Annotated in this window: 14 protein-coding genes; 12 read left to right on the top strand and 2 right to left on the bottom strand. The window is 43.7% G+C overall.

Features of this window, described 5'->3' with window-relative positions:
- Positions 1 to 3: 3 nt before the first annotated feature.
- The 8 genes from ACK8P5_RS19590 (at position 4) to ACK8P5_RS19555 (ending at position 7,799) form a co-directional block, all read left to right on the top strand.
- Positions 4 to 687, top strand: a complete 684-nt coding sequence (locus tag ACK8P5_RS19590; protein ID WP_422657930.1) for a flavodoxin family protein — start codon at positions 4 to 6, stop codon at positions 685 to 687.
- Between the two features lie 57 nt (positions 688 to 744).
- Complete coding sequence (locus tag ACK8P5_RS19585) at positions 745 to 1,092, top strand: cupin domain-containing protein (protein WP_422657929.1); 348 nt, start codon at positions 745 to 747, stop codon at positions 1,090 to 1,092.
- A gap of 23 nt (positions 1,093 to 1,115) precedes the next feature.
- Positions 1,116 to 2,624, top strand: coding sequence for an anthranilate synthase component I family protein (locus ACK8P5_RS19580; protein ID WP_422657928.1), 1,509 nt, complete (start codon positions 1,116 to 1,118; stop codon positions 2,622 to 2,624).
- A complete protein-coding gene (locus tag ACK8P5_RS19575; protein ID WP_422657927.1) occupies positions 2,605 to 3,204 on the top strand; it encodes an anthranilate synthase component II in 600 nt (199 codons plus the stop codon). The genes ACK8P5_RS19580 and ACK8P5_RS19575 overlap by 20 nt, the downstream gene beginning before the upstream one ends.
- A 12-nt stretch (positions 3,205 to 3,216) precedes the next feature.
- Positions 3,217 to 3,522 carry a chorismate mutase gene (locus ACK8P5_RS19570; protein WP_422657926.1) on the top strand — a complete coding sequence of 102 codons (306 nt, stop codon included), beginning with the start codon at positions 3,217 to 3,219 and terminating at the stop codon, positions 3,520 to 3,522.
- Positions 3,519 to 4,973, top strand: coding sequence for a UbiD family decarboxylase (locus ACK8P5_RS19565; protein WP_422657925.1), 1,455 nt, complete (start codon positions 3,519 to 3,521; stop codon positions 4,971 to 4,973). Before ACK8P5_RS19570 ends, ACK8P5_RS19565 begins: the two co-directional genes overlap by 4 nt.
- A 9-nt stretch (positions 4,974 to 4,982) precedes the next feature.
- On the top strand, positions 4,983 to 6,197 hold the full coding sequence (gene trpB / locus ACK8P5_RS19560; RefSeq protein WP_422657924.1) for a tryptophan synthase subunit beta: 1,215 nt from the start codon (positions 4,983 to 4,985) through the stop codon (positions 6,195 to 6,197).
- 90 nt (positions 6,198 to 6,287) lie between these two features.
- Complete coding sequence (locus tag ACK8P5_RS19555; protein ID WP_422657923.1) at positions 6,288 to 7,799, top strand: PLP-dependent aminotransferase family protein; 1,512 nt, start codon at positions 6,288 to 6,290, stop codon at positions 7,797 to 7,799.
- 132 nt (positions 7,800 to 7,931) lie between these two features.
- Here ACK8P5_RS19555 and ACK8P5_RS19550 read toward each other — a convergent pair whose 3' ends face one another.
- Complete coding sequence (locus ACK8P5_RS19550) at positions 7,932 to 9,323, bottom strand: SpoVR family protein (protein ID WP_422657922.1); 1,392 nt, start codon at positions 9,321 to 9,323, stop codon at positions 7,932 to 7,934.
- A gap of 179 nt (positions 9,324 to 9,502) precedes the next feature.
- Here ACK8P5_RS19550 and ACK8P5_RS19545 point away from each other — a divergent pair, with 179 nt between their 5' ends.
- On the top strand, positions 9,503 to 9,895 hold the full coding sequence (locus ACK8P5_RS19545) for a hypothetical protein (RefSeq protein WP_422657921.1): 393 nt from the start codon (positions 9,503 to 9,505) through the stop codon (positions 9,893 to 9,895).
- A 142-nt stretch (positions 9,896 to 10,037) separates the two neighbouring features.
- The gene (locus ACK8P5_RS19540) at positions 10,038 to 11,519 is read left to right on the top strand and encodes a methyl-accepting chemotaxis protein (RefSeq protein WP_422657920.1); all 1,482 of its coding nucleotides are present in this window, start codon (positions 10,038 to 10,040) and stop codon (positions 11,517 to 11,519) included.
- Between the two features lie 757 nt (positions 11,520 to 12,276).
- Here ACK8P5_RS19540 and ACK8P5_RS19535 read toward each other — a convergent pair.
- The gene (locus tag ACK8P5_RS19535) at positions 12,277 to 13,176 is read right to left on the bottom strand and encodes a hypothetical protein (protein WP_422657919.1); all 900 of its coding nucleotides are present in this window, start codon (positions 13,174 to 13,176) and stop codon (positions 12,277 to 12,279) included.
- 337 nt (positions 13,177 to 13,513) lie between these two features.
- On the opposite strand from ACK8P5_RS19535, the gene ACK8P5_RS19530 reads away from it, so the two are divergent.
- Both ACK8P5_RS19530 and brnQ read left to right on the top strand, forming a co-directional pair.
- The gene (locus ACK8P5_RS19530) at positions 13,514 to 14,686 is read left to right on the top strand and encodes a GNAT family N-acetyltransferase (protein ID WP_422657918.1); all 1,173 of its coding nucleotides are present in this window, start codon (positions 13,514 to 13,516) and stop codon (positions 14,684 to 14,686) included.
- Positions 14,687 to 14,921: 235 nt separating this feature from the next.
- Complete coding sequence (gene brnQ, locus ACK8P5_RS19525) at positions 14,922 to 16,250, top strand: branched-chain amino acid transport system II carrier protein (protein WP_422657917.1); 1,329 nt, start codon at positions 14,922 to 14,924, stop codon at positions 16,248 to 16,250.
- Positions 16,251 to 16,335 lie beyond the last annotated feature (85 nt).

Raw genomic sequence — 16,335 nt, 5'->3', positions numbered from 1 at the left:
ACAGTGGATAACGTTACAGCAGATATTCTTGCGATATGCGGTTCTACCCGCGTGGGAGGAAATACGGATCAAATTTTGCAGTATGCCAAAGAAGTAGCCCTCCAAAAGAATGCTAATCTATCGGTTCTGAATTTAAGAGATTTCAATATATCCGCATGTGGTCAGTGTGGAGATTGTAATTATCGGGAAAATCCTTGTGATTTTCATGATGATATGCTGAAGATTACGGAACGGATGAGCAGAGCAGATGGGATTATATACGCGGTTCCTGTTCATGGTTTCGGTATGGGACACCTTATGCAAATATTCATTGAGCGGGCCGGTGTATGTTATCTCCGATTCGATAGACCTCTTACAAATAAAGTCGGAGGAGCTATCGTAACTGGGCGTCGATATAACCATCAGCATGTATATTCCCAACTTGTCAGTAACATTTTATTAAACCGAATGATTATGGTAGGCAGCGGTTTTCCCGCTCTGCTACATGCAGGGAAGACGAACGAGGCATTTGATGATCTGGAAGGTATGGACTCGGTAAGGAGAATGGTGGAGCGTATGGTAGACATGGTTTCTGTGATGAAGCGTTATTCACGCATGACAAACGACGCCTTCCTAACCTATAACGAAGCCAATGAACGAATGATTAGTGAAAACACACTTATGCGTTTAAAAGAATCGCTGATTTAGAAGATATGTCCTGAGCATTCAGGGGTTATCTATATAAAATATTGGAGGTTGACGAAGATGACAATGACAATTAAAGAACTTGAGGCTTTGGGAGGCATTGATTTCCCTAATATGGAGTGGACACACTGGGATAAGCCGGGTGCGAATGGACGAGTGAAGATCAGTTACATTGGCAACAAACGTATTCGCTTATTAGAGCTACCCCCAGGATTTAATGAAGAAAACTGGTGTCTCAAAGGTCATGTTGGTTATGTTTTGGATGGTGAATTTACGATTCATTATAAAGACCGCAAGGTGTCGTGCAGCCCGGGTATGGGCTTCGTCATTCCGGATGGTGATCCTCACCGATCACAAGGTAAGGACGGGAGTTCTACGTTAGTATTTGTCATGGATGAGATGGAATAAGTAATAAGGGGAGTGAGTTCATCTTGCGTATTAACGCCATTAAGGTAGTTACCGAAGTTCATAACCTAGTATTCCAAGATCCTTTGAAGGCTTATTTGTCACTTAAAGAGCAGTTCGGACAGCAGGAGGTCTATCTCCTCGAATCTTTGTCGGGTCCATCTAAAGATGCTCAAAGTACGATCATCGGATTCAGACCGTTGTTTTCCATCACAACGTTTGGAACCGAGGTTCGTCTGGAAGGAATGAAATCCATTGTTGACCAGGTACGCTTGGGGGCTATAAGAGAAGGACTACTTATGCAAAAGGGAAATGAACTGCATCTATATGAACGACATGGACTTTGGAATTTCTTTCGGTTTGTTCAATCGAGGTTCTCAGTATCTGTATCAGAGCCGGGAGAAGCTTTCAGCTTTGGATTTTTTGGATATTTGGGATACGATACGGCGTGGTCGGTCGAAAAGCTGCCTGAGCATATTCCGAATGATGGTAGAGTGCCCGATATCGTGTTATCCATCTATCAAGGGTTGGTGGAATATAATCTGATTGAACAAACGGCCAGATTAGTTCTGAATCAGTCAAATGAAGCGTGGGAGGATATCCATGCTGCGGATATTTGCAGCATTCTAGATCAACAAACGTTGATCCGTGAGGACCAGCCAGTGGCAGATATTATCGAGCCATTTGCAATCGAACATACAATTCAGCGAGAGGTTTACGAAGACAACGTCCAAAAGGCGCTATCCTATATTTCTATGGGTGATATATATCAAGTACAGCTTGGTAATCAGATCAATATTCACAGCGATATTCTGCCTATGGATGTCTACTATCGTCTTAGAAAACGAAACCCATCTCCCTACATGTATATGGCTCCATTCGGAAATATGACGTTGATTGGAGCTAGCCCGGAGTTGTTTGTGAAAATTCAGGGAGGGACCATTACAATGCGCCCTATAGCGGGTACATGCAGTAGGGGCGCAACCGAGGAAGAGAACAAACAACTTGTTGAGAAGTTAATGACAGACGAGAAGGAAGTAGCCGAGCACATCATGCTAGTAGATCTATGTCGGAATGATATTGGCCGAGTATGTCGTGAAGGAACGTTAACGGTGGAAGAGCTCATGGTGATCGAACGATATTCGCATGTAAACCATCTTGTATCAAGTGTGAGTGGAATCAAAGTACCTGGTAAGGACATGTATGATATTATCTCAGCTACATTTCCAGCAGGGACCATGACAGGAGCTCCAAAGGTGCGGGCAATGGAAATCATTGAAGAGCTGGAAACCACACGACGTGGTGCCTATGCAGGTGCTCTTGGATTTATTGATTTTAGTGGTTTTGTTAATATGGCGCTCTGCATTCGAACAGCGGTGCATCACGAACCTAACCTGTATTCGATCCGTGCATCTGCGGGTGTGGTAGCTGATTCCAAGCCCGAGAATGAATGGAGAGAAACCTATCATAAGATGGGCGCCTTATTCTGGGCCGTAACCGGAAAGGAGATACTCGATGAAAGCCTTAGTTATTGATGCTTACGATAGTTTCGTCTATATTATCTGTCAGTATCTTATGAAAGCGGGTGTCCAGTTAGAGGTTGTTCGTAATGATCAATTTCAGTTTGATCAGATCGACCGATTGGCTCCTGATTTTATCGTGCTTGGACCTGGTCCTGGTCACCCTTCTGAAGCAAGGTATGCAGAGCTGATTCATCGATATGGCACAGAACTTCCGATTCTTGGTGTTTGCCTTGGACATCAGGCTATTGGCCTCGCATTTGGTGGAACCATTAAGCGAGCAGACCATTTGATGCATGGCAAGACGAGTCAAATTATCCACGATGGCAAAGGATGTTTTTCAGGGCTATATAATCCTTTTCGTGCGACACGCTACCATTCCTTAATTGTAAGTAAGGACAACTTCCCAGATTGTCTTGAAATTACTGCCGAGTCAGCAGATGACGGGTATATTATGGGTCTGCGGCATAGAGAGTTCCCAATCGAATCCATACAATTTCATCCTGAAAGTGTATATACGGAAAGCGGATTGCAGTTAATTCAGAACTTTATCGCAAATTATGTGAGTATTTCCCCAAAAATTCAGATGATATAGGAGGGTTTTTCTATGAATCAAGAGAATCTTACAATGCATCGCCAGGAAATCGATCGTATAGATCGTCAGATTGTTGCGCTCATTGCGGAAAGAACTAAAGTTGTGAAGCAAGTCATGGTACTGAAAACGGATGAGGAGTCTGTTCGTTCCTGTGACCGTGTACAGCAGGTCCTAGATAAGGTAGCTAAGCTGGCTGAGGAGAATGGATTGGAACCTGAGATTGCTGTTCCTACCTACCAGACGCTGATTACAGTCCTAACAGACATGCAGCTGGATTATCTCCGTAGCCGTCAAACGGCAGAAGGATCAGGCGTGTGAAAGTTTCATTAGAACACGATCGGAAGCTGCCTGAGGTCCATTCGGTCTGTGATCTGAAGACAGCTCTGTTGTTTCTGAATCAGCAAGGAGAAGGTCCTGAGCGTATAGCGGCTCCTGTGGAAGCTCAGTATGAACTGGCCGCCCATTATGCGGTCCATGGAGGCGGGGTACCGATTGCCCCTCCTACAGGCCCGGGATTACCCGTTCTTTATGAACGGGTTATTCCGATGAATCGACCTGTTCTTGTAGGGATGTTCGGAACAAGGAGGCGATGTGCTCTTTTACTAGGAGCGAATGAACAGCACATAGCTGATTATTTGCTTGGTGCGGTGGAGAGACCTGTGGAACCTGTGAGGTGCTCTCATCCCCCGTGCCAGACGGTTGTGCATCAAGAAGTTGATTTATTTCAACTGCCGATCCCGACGATGAGTCCTAAGGATGCAGGACCTTTTATTACGCTTGGTTTAGTAATTGCTAAACATCCGGTAACAGGTGAGAGCAATATATCGATCCATCGATTATGGGTTAAGAGTCAAGATGAATTGACCATATGGATGGTTCCAGGCCGTCATCTGGAAGGATTCTATCGTGCCTCTAAAGAGTTAGGTAAGCCTCTGCCTATATCCATTAACATCGGTCTTGATCCAGCGGTGTATTTTGCTTCTTGCTGTACAGGAGCCATTGCTCCTCAGGGCTGTAATGAGTTGTCTATAGCCGGGGGATTACGTAATCGACCTGTTCAAATTTCCTCGTGTTTATCCGTCTCGGCAGATTGTTTGGCAGACGCGGAATATGTACTCGAAGGAGAAATCACGCATGATTACGCTCCGGAAGGAGAGTCCGGAGGGCATTCGCTACCGGAATTTTTAGGTTATGACGGAAAGGCACACCCCGGCTTACCTATTGTCAAAATTCACGGTATCACATCTTCCGAGACTCCTATCTTTCAGACAGTAATTGGTCCGGGCTACGAACAATCCAACTTGTTAGCCATAGGTATGGAAGCGGAAGTACTTCGTTTTGTACGTGATCGGATAACACCGTTAATGACGAATGCTTACTGCAGCTCTGCAGGTGGTGGGCAGTTATTAATGTTCGCACAGTTCCATAAAATGAATGAGCAGGACGATGCGATCGTCAGGCAGGCCGGCATCGAAATCATTCGTTCTTTTCGCATGATCAAACAGGTTGTACTGGTGGATGAGGATGTGAATCTCTTCAGTGAGGAGGAGGTATGGTGGGCTATGGCTACCCGGTTTCAGGCTGACAAGGATGTGTTGATCCTTACGGGCCTTCCAGGATTTCATCTTGATCCTTCGCAGCAGCCTGGGATGTCTCCTTCAATTAAGGAGCCGGGCATGACAGCCAAAGTTGTTTTTGATTGTACCGTGCCATTTCAACTTAAGAGTCATTTTGTTAGAGCTTCTTTTTCAAAACCACCAAAAAGATAGGGGAATCTTATGAGTATGATAAAAGTTTCGGCAGACGGCGTATTTGGAGATCAAGAGGGGGAGCAATTTGGAGGGACGTATGTGCCTCAGGAACTGGAGCTACCTCTACAAAAACTGAATGAGGCCTTTCAGCATTACAAAAATGATGAGGAATTTGAACGCGAACTTCAGTATTACTTAAAAGAGTATGCGGGCAGACCCAATCCGCTCTATTATGCTGAGCGACTTACGAAGCAGCTAGGCGGAGCGAAAATTTATCTTAAGCGTGAGGATCTAAACCATACGGGCTCGCATAAAATCAATAATACGATTGGACAAGCTCTGCTGGCTAAGCGAATGAACGTTAAACGGATAATTGCTGAAACAGGTGCTGGACAGCATGGGGTTGCCACAGCTACCGTGTGCGCATTGTTAAATATCCCTTGCACCATTTATATGGGAGAGGTTGATATTGAAAGACAAGCTTTAAATGTGTTCCGTATGCAGATGCTCGGAGCTGAGGTAGTAGCAGCGAAGTCAGGGAATCGTACACTGAAGGAAGCTGTGGATGAAGCTTTAAATGATTTCTCCAAAAACTACGAGGATACCTTCTATCTGATCGGTTCGGTTGTAGGCCCGCATCCATTTCCGCTTATGGTTCGGCATTTCCAATCGATTATCGGAAGGGAAGCTAAGCAGCAGATTCTAGAGAAAGAAGGACGGCTCCCTGACTTGATTACAGCTTGTGTAGGCGGTGGTTCAAATGCTATGGGACTCTTCTATCCTTTTGTAGATGATGCTGAGGTTGCCATTGTTGGAGTCGAGCCAGGCGGAAAAGGAATCGAGTCTGGCATTCATGCTGCTCCATTATCAACTGGGAAACCGGATATTATTCATGGATTTAGATGCTATGTTATGGAAGACGCAGATAACTGTCATTCCATTGCGGCAGGATTGGATTATCCCGGTGTTGGACCTGAGCATAGCTACTACAAGTATATTGGCAGAGCTGATTATGTGACGGTTAATGATGAGGAAGCTTTGGATGCTTTTCTGAAGCTTTCTAAGACAGAAGGAATCATTCCTGCACTTGAGAGTTCTCATGCAGTTGCCCATGCTATGAAAGTCGCTCCTACCATGCAGAAGGACCAAATTATTATAGTAAGTCTTTCTGGCCGGGGCGATAAGGATGTGGCCCAGGTGTATGATATGTTGCAAGAACGTTCTAACTTACAACATGTGTGATATAAAGATTGCTTGAGATAACAGGCCTCCGACCATTCGTGTCGGAGGCTTACATCCATTATTATAGATATAAGTTGTGGGAGGGGGAGGATGCATCTGGCACACGAATTGTTGGTCCGAATCGATAGAGCAGTGGATACGTCTTTGACTAGACAGCTTTACGAACAGATTGTGCAAGCCATTGAGGCAGGACGGTTGCGACCAGGAGACCCAATACCTTCAACAAGGTTCTTGGCAGAGCAGATTGATGTTTCTCGGAGTGTTGTTATTAAAGCTTATGAGCAGCTTCAGACCGAGGGATACTTGGAAATGAAGAGAGGTGCCGGAACCTTTATTGCTTCGAATGCAGCCCCGATTGATGCAGAACCGATAGGCCATGATCCTAATTTGGACTATGAGATGATAGCCAATGTCCCAAACCTGACTTTGGTTACCAGTTCACCACCTGTCGGCCACGCACATGGAGGAATAAACGTCCCTAATGATTTTCGGCATGGTGTTCCTGCTTGGGATATGTTCCCGATGGATCGCTGGCAGAGATGCTTGGTTGAGGCATGCCGAAGAGCTACACCTGCCACGCTATCTTATGGACCTGCAGAAGGATCTTATGCTCTGCGGGAGGAAATTGCGCGGTTGGTGCGTTCAACCCGGTCCATTCCAGCGACGCCTGAACAAATAGTAATTACAACAGGTGCCACGCAAGCTTTGGATATTCTTGCTAGATTATGCGTGGGTGATGGCGCCCCAGTGCTGGTTGAGGATCCCACGCATGATGTTCTTCGTGAGATCTTCAGCTACTCAGGTGGTGAGGTAATCCCTGTACCTGTGGATGAGGAAGGAATTTGTGTGCAGGAGATTGCCAGGAGTATTAAGATGCACAGCAGCCACAGTGATGTTGTTCCTAAAATGATCTATGTCACTCCTTCCCATCAATTTCCCGTGGGGGTCACGATGACCCTGAATCGCAGAATCGAGCTTTTAGATTGGGCAAGAAAGAATGGATCATTCATTATTGAGGATGATTATGATAGTGAGTATCGCTATGCTGGGCAAAAGGTGTCAGCCTTAGCAGGACTGGATACAAGCGGACGAGTAATATACGTTGGAAGCTTTAGCAAAACATTGTTTCCTGCTTTACGAATCGGATATGTTATTCTCCCAGCCTCCCTCATCGAGCCGTTTCTGTCGATAAAATGGATTACGGACCGGATGACACCTGTGCTGGAGCAAGAAGCGCTTACTGAATTTATACAATCCGGACAGTATGCCAAGCATATCAGTCAGATGGGAAAGCTGTATGCTTCACGCCGAGCATGTCTGGTTCAAGCGCTGCAAGATGAGTTTGGAGATGAGGTTCGGTATTTCGGAGACGAGGCAGGACTTCATCTTCTGATCGAACTGGATACGAATATAAATGCAGAGTTCATCGCTCAAAAATCGTTTGAGTTCGGAGCAAAGATTTATCCGGCTTCCCGTTATTTTTTTCATACCGAACCTAGTAAGGCGACGTTTATCTTAGGGTACTCTAACTTGTCAGAACATCAGATAAGAACGGGGATTCATCAGATGTCGTGTGCTGTATCTGCTTTAACGAACAAATAAAGTGACCGAGGAAGAGGGTTAGTTGATTATGAAATGAGACTGCCCCCTCATAAGTTAGATGATGTCTAACTTACGAGGGGGCAGTTTTAATTTAGAATATAAGAAGGACATTGAGGAACGTAATACAATCCTCTAAATAAAACGACGATGCAGCTTTTTACCGTCATAGGAGAACATGATAGGTTTGTTCTCAACTACGCTGTGCAGATGAACAGGTTTACCCCAGAGGTGATAGACGTAAGGAAGCGTGCGCTCCATATACTTCAAATCCAGCTCCATGCCTTCATATTGATGCTTAATCATTAGCTCACCGAATCGATGGTAATCTCCGTCCTGTACAACAAGATATGGCGATCCGCCGTTTACACGGGATACGACCAGTTGATCGCGGATGTTCTCCCATGCTTTGTCGGTGATCTTCCACTCAGGCCCTTTTTTCTCAAAGACATACAGATCAAGATCGTTAACAAGATCTTTCGTCATATAATTGCGTAAGAACGAGATGTCGGAGTCGTATTCGCGGACTTCGAACATTTTCTCCCGATTCCATCGGCGTTCAATATCTTCAAATATTTTCAGTCCCAGATAGTAAGGATTCAGACTGTGACGAGAAGGCTGCACGACGGATGCGTTAAGCTTAGCGAATTCAACAGTCTCTTCACTGGTGAGGTCCATCTCGCGTAAAATGCGCTGATGCCAGTAGGAAGCCCAGCCTTCGTTCATGATCTTCGTCTCCATCTGAGGCCAGAAATATAACATCTCCTCACGCAGCATACTCATAATGTCTCGCTGCCAATCCTCCAAGATTTCAGAATGCTCCTGAATGAACCACATGATATCTTTCTCCGGAACAGGTGGAAAGTTCCGCTGGAGTGGGCCTTCTTTTGCAGCTGGTGCTTCTTTATTTATGTCTGTCTCCCACAGATCGTCGTATGGGCCAATAAACTTGTGCCGTTTCGCATCGTCTTTCTGTCCTTGAATAATTCGTTCCGTATACCGCTGCTTATCGAGCTTTTCGGGTCTGAGAATCTGTGGATCTACGTGCTCTTGGATGGCCAAAACGGCATCGATAAATTTCTCAACAGCATCTGTTCCATGTTCTAGTTCGTAGCGGCTTATTCGCTCAGCGGTAGCAGACATACTCTCGACCATATTACGATTAGAGACGGAGAAGCGGGCATTATTCTTGAAGAAGTCACAGTGCGCCAGAACGTGGGCAACAATAAGCTTGTTCTGTATGAGTGAGTTTCCATCGAGCAAAAAGGCATAACAAGGGTTAGAGTTAATGACTAGCTCATATATTTTACTCAGGCCAAAATCATACTGCATCTTCATTTTATTGAAGGTTTTTCCAAAGCTCCAATGGCTGAAGCGAGTAGGCATGCCGTAAGCCCCGAAAGTGTATATGATATCTGCCGGGCAAATTTCATATCTCATGGGGTAAAAATCAAGGCCAAAGCCAGTAGCGATTTCCGTTATTTCTGAGATGGATCGTTCCAGTTCCGCAATCTCGTCTTGATGCACGAGAAATCCCCCCTTGTAGTTGAAAAAGATGATTCTTATCATATATATGGGATTTTCGTGACGATATGCGGAAATAGGGCGCTTTGACAAAGCTTTAGGAAGCGTGACAAAATGGATTTACTAAAGTGCGAAATGGACGGTGCGTTGGCACTGTTATTAATGTAAGGGAGACATTAATAATGTACATCACAATAACGAGTGTAGGATTACGGCTGAAAGATCGCTGTATGGTCACATTCCAATCTGAACAGGGAACGGCGAGTGCTTATTTTGCAGGTGAAGCGCCAATCGTTGGCAGTCAATATGAGGTTGAAATAGAAATTCCTAATGTCCTGATATGGGATATGGATGTTACTCCATCAGAAACTGCAGAACACTCGATTAAGAATGAGCGAGAGTTTACCATTTTGACAGGGCAGCTAGAATCCTCATTTGATGAGGGTTGTTATGATATTAGGTTTGGTACAAGTCTAATATCCCTCGAATTGCTAGGTAATCCTTATCCATTTGGAATATATGTACAAATAAAAGTAAGAACGCAATCTGTTATGTTATACAAAGTGAACTTATAAGACGATGAAGAAACCTTGAGTGCTATTACAGCGACTCAAGGTTTTTTTATGACTGATCAAGAATAAAAAAATTAAAAAGCTTAAATTTCGACATTATTTGACGATAAATGGTATATGTGGAACGTCTAAAGGAGAGTTGAATATGTCAAAAGATCATAAGGAACAAAGTTACTTTGAGCAATTAATGGTAAGCCGGAGTACGTTAATTGTTCGGTTTTTTTGGGTACTAGCTGCGGTAATTGTTGTGTTGTCTACACTTTCATACGATATTATAGTTACCCTGATATTAGGTGCGGGTTGTGCGTTGGTAGTAGGACTCATTGATGTTATTCATAGGAAACGCTGGCTTTCTTCTTATTTTCCGTATCTGATTGCCGTGTTAATGGCCGTACTGATGTTTTCGCTTACTGCTGTACAGCCTTCACTTACCATGATGATCGCTTTTACAGCGGTCTTAACCATCTATCCTTCATATAAGCCCCTTCTTGTATACGGAATCCTGTCACTTGGTATTATTAATTGGTTTTCATTATACCCGAATGAAGCGACCAGAGAAGTGATTTCTAGTGGCAGTAACACCGAATTTTTAATCAACCTCAGTATTCTTCTGATGATCTCTTTTTTATTTCAGCGCCTTATTCATGAGACCTACCGGAATACACGAGAAGTCTATGAAGCCAAAGAGCAAGTTGAGCATTTATTTGTTGAATTGAAGCAATCCATTTTTACGCTGAGCTCATTTAATGTGAAGCTGCAGGAGAACGTGAAGCATACGGGAAGTATTACTTCAGAGATTGCTGTAGGTTTTGCTGAAGTAAACAAGGGGATTGAGCATCAAGCCGTTAGTGTAGGTGAAATTTCTGGTATCTTGAATGGTGCTGACAAGGAGATTACTAGTGTTGCGGGCAGCTCTGAACAAATGAAACATCTCTCAGATGAAACGGTCGAAGCGGTTGTACACGGGAATAGACAGATAGAGGAGCTTTTTACCGGAGTAAATGAGGTTAGTGATATTGTTCATCATATTGTGCGGTCAATGAACGAGCTTAACGACCAGAGCAGAGAAATTGGCATGATCCTGACAACGATTCAGGATATTGCGAAACAGACCAATCTTCTTGCGTTAAATGCAGCTATCGAGGCAGCAAGAGCGGGGGAACATGGGAAGGGCTTCGCGGTAGTGTCGGGAGAGGTTCGGAAATTGGCAGAACATTCTAGTCGCTCAGCTGAAGAGATTGCCGGTGTTCTTGATAAGGTTATTGGAATGACTTCCTCCTTAACAGCGCAGGTAGAACAAGGGCAGGTAGCGATTGATCAGAGCCGAAATGCGGCCGCAGTATCCAAGGAAGTATTTCAGCAGTTGAATGACATTGCAGGTCAGGTAGCGAGCCATGCCGATCGTCTGGATGTACAGACAGCAATGATTAAGAGATCTTCAGGTGGAATCATAGGCGAAGTAGAGTCTATCTCTGCTGTTTCACAACAATCCAGTGCTGCTTCAGAAGAGATTCTGGCAAGTATGGAAGAACAGAAAGCGATGGTAAATGAAATCGTGACCAGCTTTAAAGAACTGGAAGAGCTGATTCGAAATCTTGAGCTTCTGGTTGGTCAGAGCGAGACATAATTGTGTGATGAAAAAAGAAGATGTCCCAATAGTAGATTTTTCTGCTTAGGGACAGTTCCTTCATTTATCCTCTTAGCATTTCTTTGATTTCTCTTTGTAATATGTACTGTACTTTACCACGGCCTGAATCCGATCTTTTTCCAAATAATTGTAGTTTTCTTGGTGCCATCTAGGAAGTAGTGTTCTAACTTGAAGTATCCGGTTTCGACCAAATGTTTTCGCGTACGACTTTGCGATTTTTCGGGATCAGTAGAAGTACTGAGTGTAGGCTTAAAGGACGACTTTGGTAAGCAACTTCAGCTGGTAGTTATCTCGGCCGCCACCGGGATAGGCAGCGGTAAAAATCTGGTCGTCCAGACGATAACAGCGATATTGACGAGTTGGGAAAGATGATGTTCGGAGATGTCTCAATCCATAGGCAGGCAAAGTTGATCCATGATATATTGAATGTACAAATGAAACCGCTCCTTTATAGATGGTGGCTTAGTCACTTCCATTCTACTAAAGGGCGGTTTCTTTGTGCTATCTGTTTTTGGATGGATATGCACGAAGCAGCGAAGAGAACGAAACGATTCCGGACCAGCGGTAGCGATCGCCTTTGCCCCCGAATTTCTTCCTTGCTAGAAATATTACCGGAAATTTGGGGGCAACAGCGAGGGGAGGAACGTTTCGTACGCGGAGCGCCTCACAACAACAAACGAGGCCATCTCGCATGATCCTAAATTTTTTGGGACAGCCTCTCTATTTATAATCTGTCTTAAAAATTTATGACAACAATAGCGATTACACCAAGTGTAATGCCTAATTTGCCGTACGTGGTGAGCTTCTCACGGAATAACAGCATGGAGCAGAGGGTGATTGAGACGATCACGCTGCCCTGAACGAGAGGGTACAGATAGAAGCTAGGTACGACGCCGGAGAGAAATGTCATGATAATATTCCCGATGAGTGATGTGGATGCAAGCAGGACCATAGGGAGGATATTATGCCACAGTGTAGTGCTTTCTTGTAAGAGCGTCAGTTGTGCACTTTTCTTGTCTCTAACGTACTGAATACTGTAGGCAATCCAATAAAATACAAATGCAGAACAAAAACCAACAAGCATTAGCCCCGTGGCTTGAGTTCCTTCCAATTGATATTGATGAAACTTTTGAATAACTCCAAGTAAACCGTTAAATAGAAATGTCAGAAGGCAATACAGCAGCCATCGATCACCTTTCTTGGTGTTCTCCTTCTTCGAATTTGGATTTACATTTATGAAGTAGAATGCACCAAGGAATAAAAAGACTGCAATGATAGCAGCTATCGTCAGTAATTCATTAAAGGCAATGAATCCTATAAATGTGGGAATGAGCATGCTAGCGGCAAAGTAAAAAGCAGTATACGAAAGGGGGCCGGTGCTGATCGCGAGATTATAAAAAATAATGGTCAGCATAAATCCAAGACCAAATAAAATGCCGAACATGAGGGTTATAGGATGAATCTCGCGTACCTCTGGTTGAAATAAACTAAATAGTAGTAAGCCAATGGCGGCTATTAAAGTAAAACCCGAATAGATCAACAGCCGTTCTCTGAATAGGTTAGATTGGATCAGCTTCATCGATAACGTTTGTCCAGTAAACAGGATGATGGAGACCAGAATGAGCACAGTGTTCAAAAGTAATTCCTCCAGTTAGTGAAATACTTATTATAAGAAGTCTAGTTCGTATGAAGTATAGTGAACAGAGGATGAGGTAAATTAAACCAATTCAACAATATCATAAATCATATGCTTCTGATATGAATAAATAACTTTTCGCATACAACCTTTTTAACGTAAGCACTGGGTCCATAGAATAGACGATCATCTGAACAAGTCACATTCTTGGAATGCGGTATATGATATATTTGTAGTGAATATATGTAAACGCTATCAGGTCAATCCAATGGATTGGATATGCTTGAGGATAGCATGCACTTTGTCCCTTAAATTACACATATTTGGAGGAAGATACATGGAAAATTACTGTAAAGGTTCAGTAGAAGACGCCCAGGATATCGTGGATTTTGCAGATTACATATTCAGTACAGCCACAGCACCACATGATTTTGCACAAATGATTCCAAAGTTATATGGGGAAGGGAAGAGGACTCAAGAATTTCACTATTTAGTAAAAGAAGACGGTAGAATTCGTGCGATGCTCTGTGTATTACCACTCCACTTTCATGTGGCGGGTACCGTGCTCAAGGTTGGTTGTGTGGGGACGGTGTCGGTCCATCCGCGAGCAAGAGGAAAAGGATATATGCAGAAGTTGCTTCAATTCGCGTTAGATGAGATGAAAGTTGAAGGCTACCACTTCAGTGTGCTGGGTGGACAAAGACAGCGATATGAATATTTCGGTTATGAGCCCGCAGGGATAAAGATGGATTTCACACTAACTAGTGATAACGTTCGGCATAAGTTTAAGGGATTGAATGCGGATGATATCCGATTTGAAGAATTATTGGAGGATTCAGCTTCACTTGGAGATGCCTTTAACTTATATGAAAAAGGGTTAGTTAGTGGGGCAAGAAACAAAGAGCAATTCGTGGATATACTGCATACATGGAATACCCATCCATACGTTATTACTCAGGGAGGACAATTTGCAGGTTATCTTAGTCTATCCCAGGAGAACGGCTCGATCTTAGAGATTATGCTTGTCGATCCAGAGTTGTTGCCTGTTGTTTGTAAGTCATTGATGTCTGTTAAACGTCTGACAGAGCTACACTTCTCACTGCCTGCTTATGACAGGGACAAGATTACCTTGCTGGGCAGCGTGTGTGATACCTATAGGACTACTTATCAACATAATTACAATGTATTCCTTTATACTCCGGTTATCGAAGCCTTTATGAAATGTAAGGTTTCTGAGAGAAGAATTCAGGATGGAAGGTACGTGTTAAAGATCGAGAATGCTGAAACTATTGATATTCAAGTGAGGAATGGGGAAGTGAGCGTACAGCGTGTTGAAGATGCAAATGGTGTGATCCAACCGGATGCCGTATTATCTGCAAGAGAAGCAACTGCCCTGCTGTTCTCGCCGCTTAGTTCTTATACTGCATTTTCTACGGGGAATGAACCTGAAAACATTCCTGTAGGTTGGTTTCCACTCCCGTTATATACACCGATGTTAGATTGCTGCTAATCATAAAATAAATATCCTTAAAATGGATTTTATGAGATGGGCTAGTAACTTGACAATACTGATAACATCATGAGAAAATGCTTGAAGCAATAATTAAAATGGATGAATGCAGGTGAATGATTCACACCGATCTTTTTAAGTCGGTATTGGGTGATCATGTGTAGTATAATCCGTCCCTTCGTGGGACGTTTTTTTTATTAAATGACAGCTAAGAGAGATTTTCAGGAGGTTCTTAATGAAAACCATATCCAAGACCCATATTTTCTTCATAGGGCTAATGCTGTTTTCGTTGTTCTTCGGAGCAGGAAATCTAATTTTTCCGCCGATCTTAGGACAACAAGCAGGAGAGCAATTTTGGCCAGCTATTCTAGGATTTATTATGACAGGTGTTGGGTTGCCGTTACTGACGATCGTTGCGATTGCACTTTCAGGTCGGAATATGCAAGAGCTAGCTGGACGAATACATCCGAAATTCGGAATTGTATTTACAATCGTGGTGTATATTCTGATAGGTCCCTCGATGGCTATTCCTAGAGTAGCAAACGTGGCGTTTGAGATGGGTGCGCAGACATTTGTTCCTGAATCATTGAAATCGAGCGGCTGGGTGCTGTTCGCGTATACACTGGTGTTTTTTGGTGTAGTATTTTGGGCTAGTTTGAATCCGTCTAAGCTTGTGGACCGGATCGGTAACGTGCTGACACCTCTACTTCTGTTGGGGGTAGCGGGATTGTTTGTTGCAGCCATGCTGAATCCTCAAGGATCTGCACAACCTGCAGTTCAAGAGTACGTTGAATCCCCCTTCTTCAAAGGGTTTATGGAGGGATATTTAACGTTGGATACGATTGCTGCACTTGCCTTCGGTGTGGTTGTGATTAATGCAATACGGATGAAGGGTGTGGAGGACAACAAGCTCATTGCTAAGGCAGCAATCCAAGCTGCGATCGTAGCTGCGATCGGTCTTTCGTTGGTATACGCTGCTCTCGGATACATCGGAGTAACGAGCGTTGAATCTTTCGGGTATGCAGAGAATGGCGGTCAACTGCTCACCGTTGTTGTACAAGCGTTATTCGGTAAATACGGTCTAATTCTGATTGCATTTATCGTAACCCTTGCTTGTCTTACGACTTGTATCGGTCTCGTAGCTGCTTGTGGTCAATATTTCTCAACACTTATCCGTAGGGCTAGTTACAATTGGGTTGCATTTATCATATGTGTGCTTGGACTGTTAGTATCTAATCTGGGACTAAATCAGATCATTTCCATCTCGGTACCTGTCCTGCTCGTGATTTATCCAGTATCTATTGTGCTTATACTCCTTTCATTCTTAGATCGCTTATTCCATGTGTCTCCTTATGTTTATGCTGGGGCCATGATTGCCACCGTGATCATCAGTATCTTTGATGGATTGAAGGAGGCCAATATATCGATCGACTTCATAACAACGTGGTTTAAGTATATTCCACTGTATGAGAAGGGGATAGGTTGGGTCATTCCCGCGATTGTAGGTGCTCTAATTGGTTTTATTATAGAGATGCTGAAATCAGATAGATCCGTTACAAAATAAAAAGATGAACTAAAGCAGGCTGCCCAGAGAGAACTCATGGGCAGCCTGCTTTATTTGTGTTCTAGGTTACGACTAAAGAATGAGG

Origin of the sequence: Paenibacillus sp. EC2-1, from assembly GCF_049311625.1 — a bacterium.
Classification (GTDB): domain Bacteria; phylum Bacillota; class Bacilli; order Paenibacillales; family Paenibacillaceae; genus Paenibacillus_AQ.
Note: the sequence above shows the minus strand (reverse complement) of the source record. Positions and strands in the feature narration are given on the sequence as shown.

Bases quoted from the DNA above. Each gene is read 5' to 3' on its own strand.
- ACK8P5_RS19585 (WP_422657929.1), top strand. From the start codon at position 745: ATGACAATGACAATTAAAGAACTTGAGGCTTTGGGAGGCATTGATTTC.
- ACK8P5_RS19575 (WP_422657927.1), top strand. From the start codon at position 2,605: ATGAAAGCCTTAGTTATTGATGCTTACGATAGTTTCGTCTATATTATC.
- ACK8P5_RS19570 (WP_422657926.1), top strand. From the start codon at position 3,217: ATGAATCAAGAGAATCTTACAATGCATCGCCAGGAAATCGATCGTATA.
- trpB (WP_422657924.1), top strand. From the start codon at position 4,983: ATGAGTATGATAAAAGTTTCGGCAGACGGCGTATTTGGAGATCAAGAG.
- ACK8P5_RS19555 (WP_422657923.1), top strand. From the start codon at position 6,288: ATGCATCTGGCACACGAATTGTTGGTCCGAATCGATAGAGCAGTGGAT.
- ACK8P5_RS19545 (WP_422657921.1), top strand. From the start codon at position 9,503: ATGTACATCACAATAACGAGTGTAGGATTACGGCTGAAAGATCGCTGT.
- ACK8P5_RS19540 (WP_422657920.1), top strand. From the start codon at position 10,038: ATGTCAAAAGATCATAAGGAACAAAGTTACTTTGAGCAATTAATGGTA.
- ACK8P5_RS19530 (WP_422657918.1), top strand. From the start codon at position 13,514: ATGGAAAATTACTGTAAAGGTTCAGTAGAAGACGCCCAGGATATCGTG.
- brnQ (WP_422657917.1), top strand. From the start codon at position 14,922: ATGAAAACCATATCCAAGACCCATATTTTCTTCATAGGGCTAATGCTG.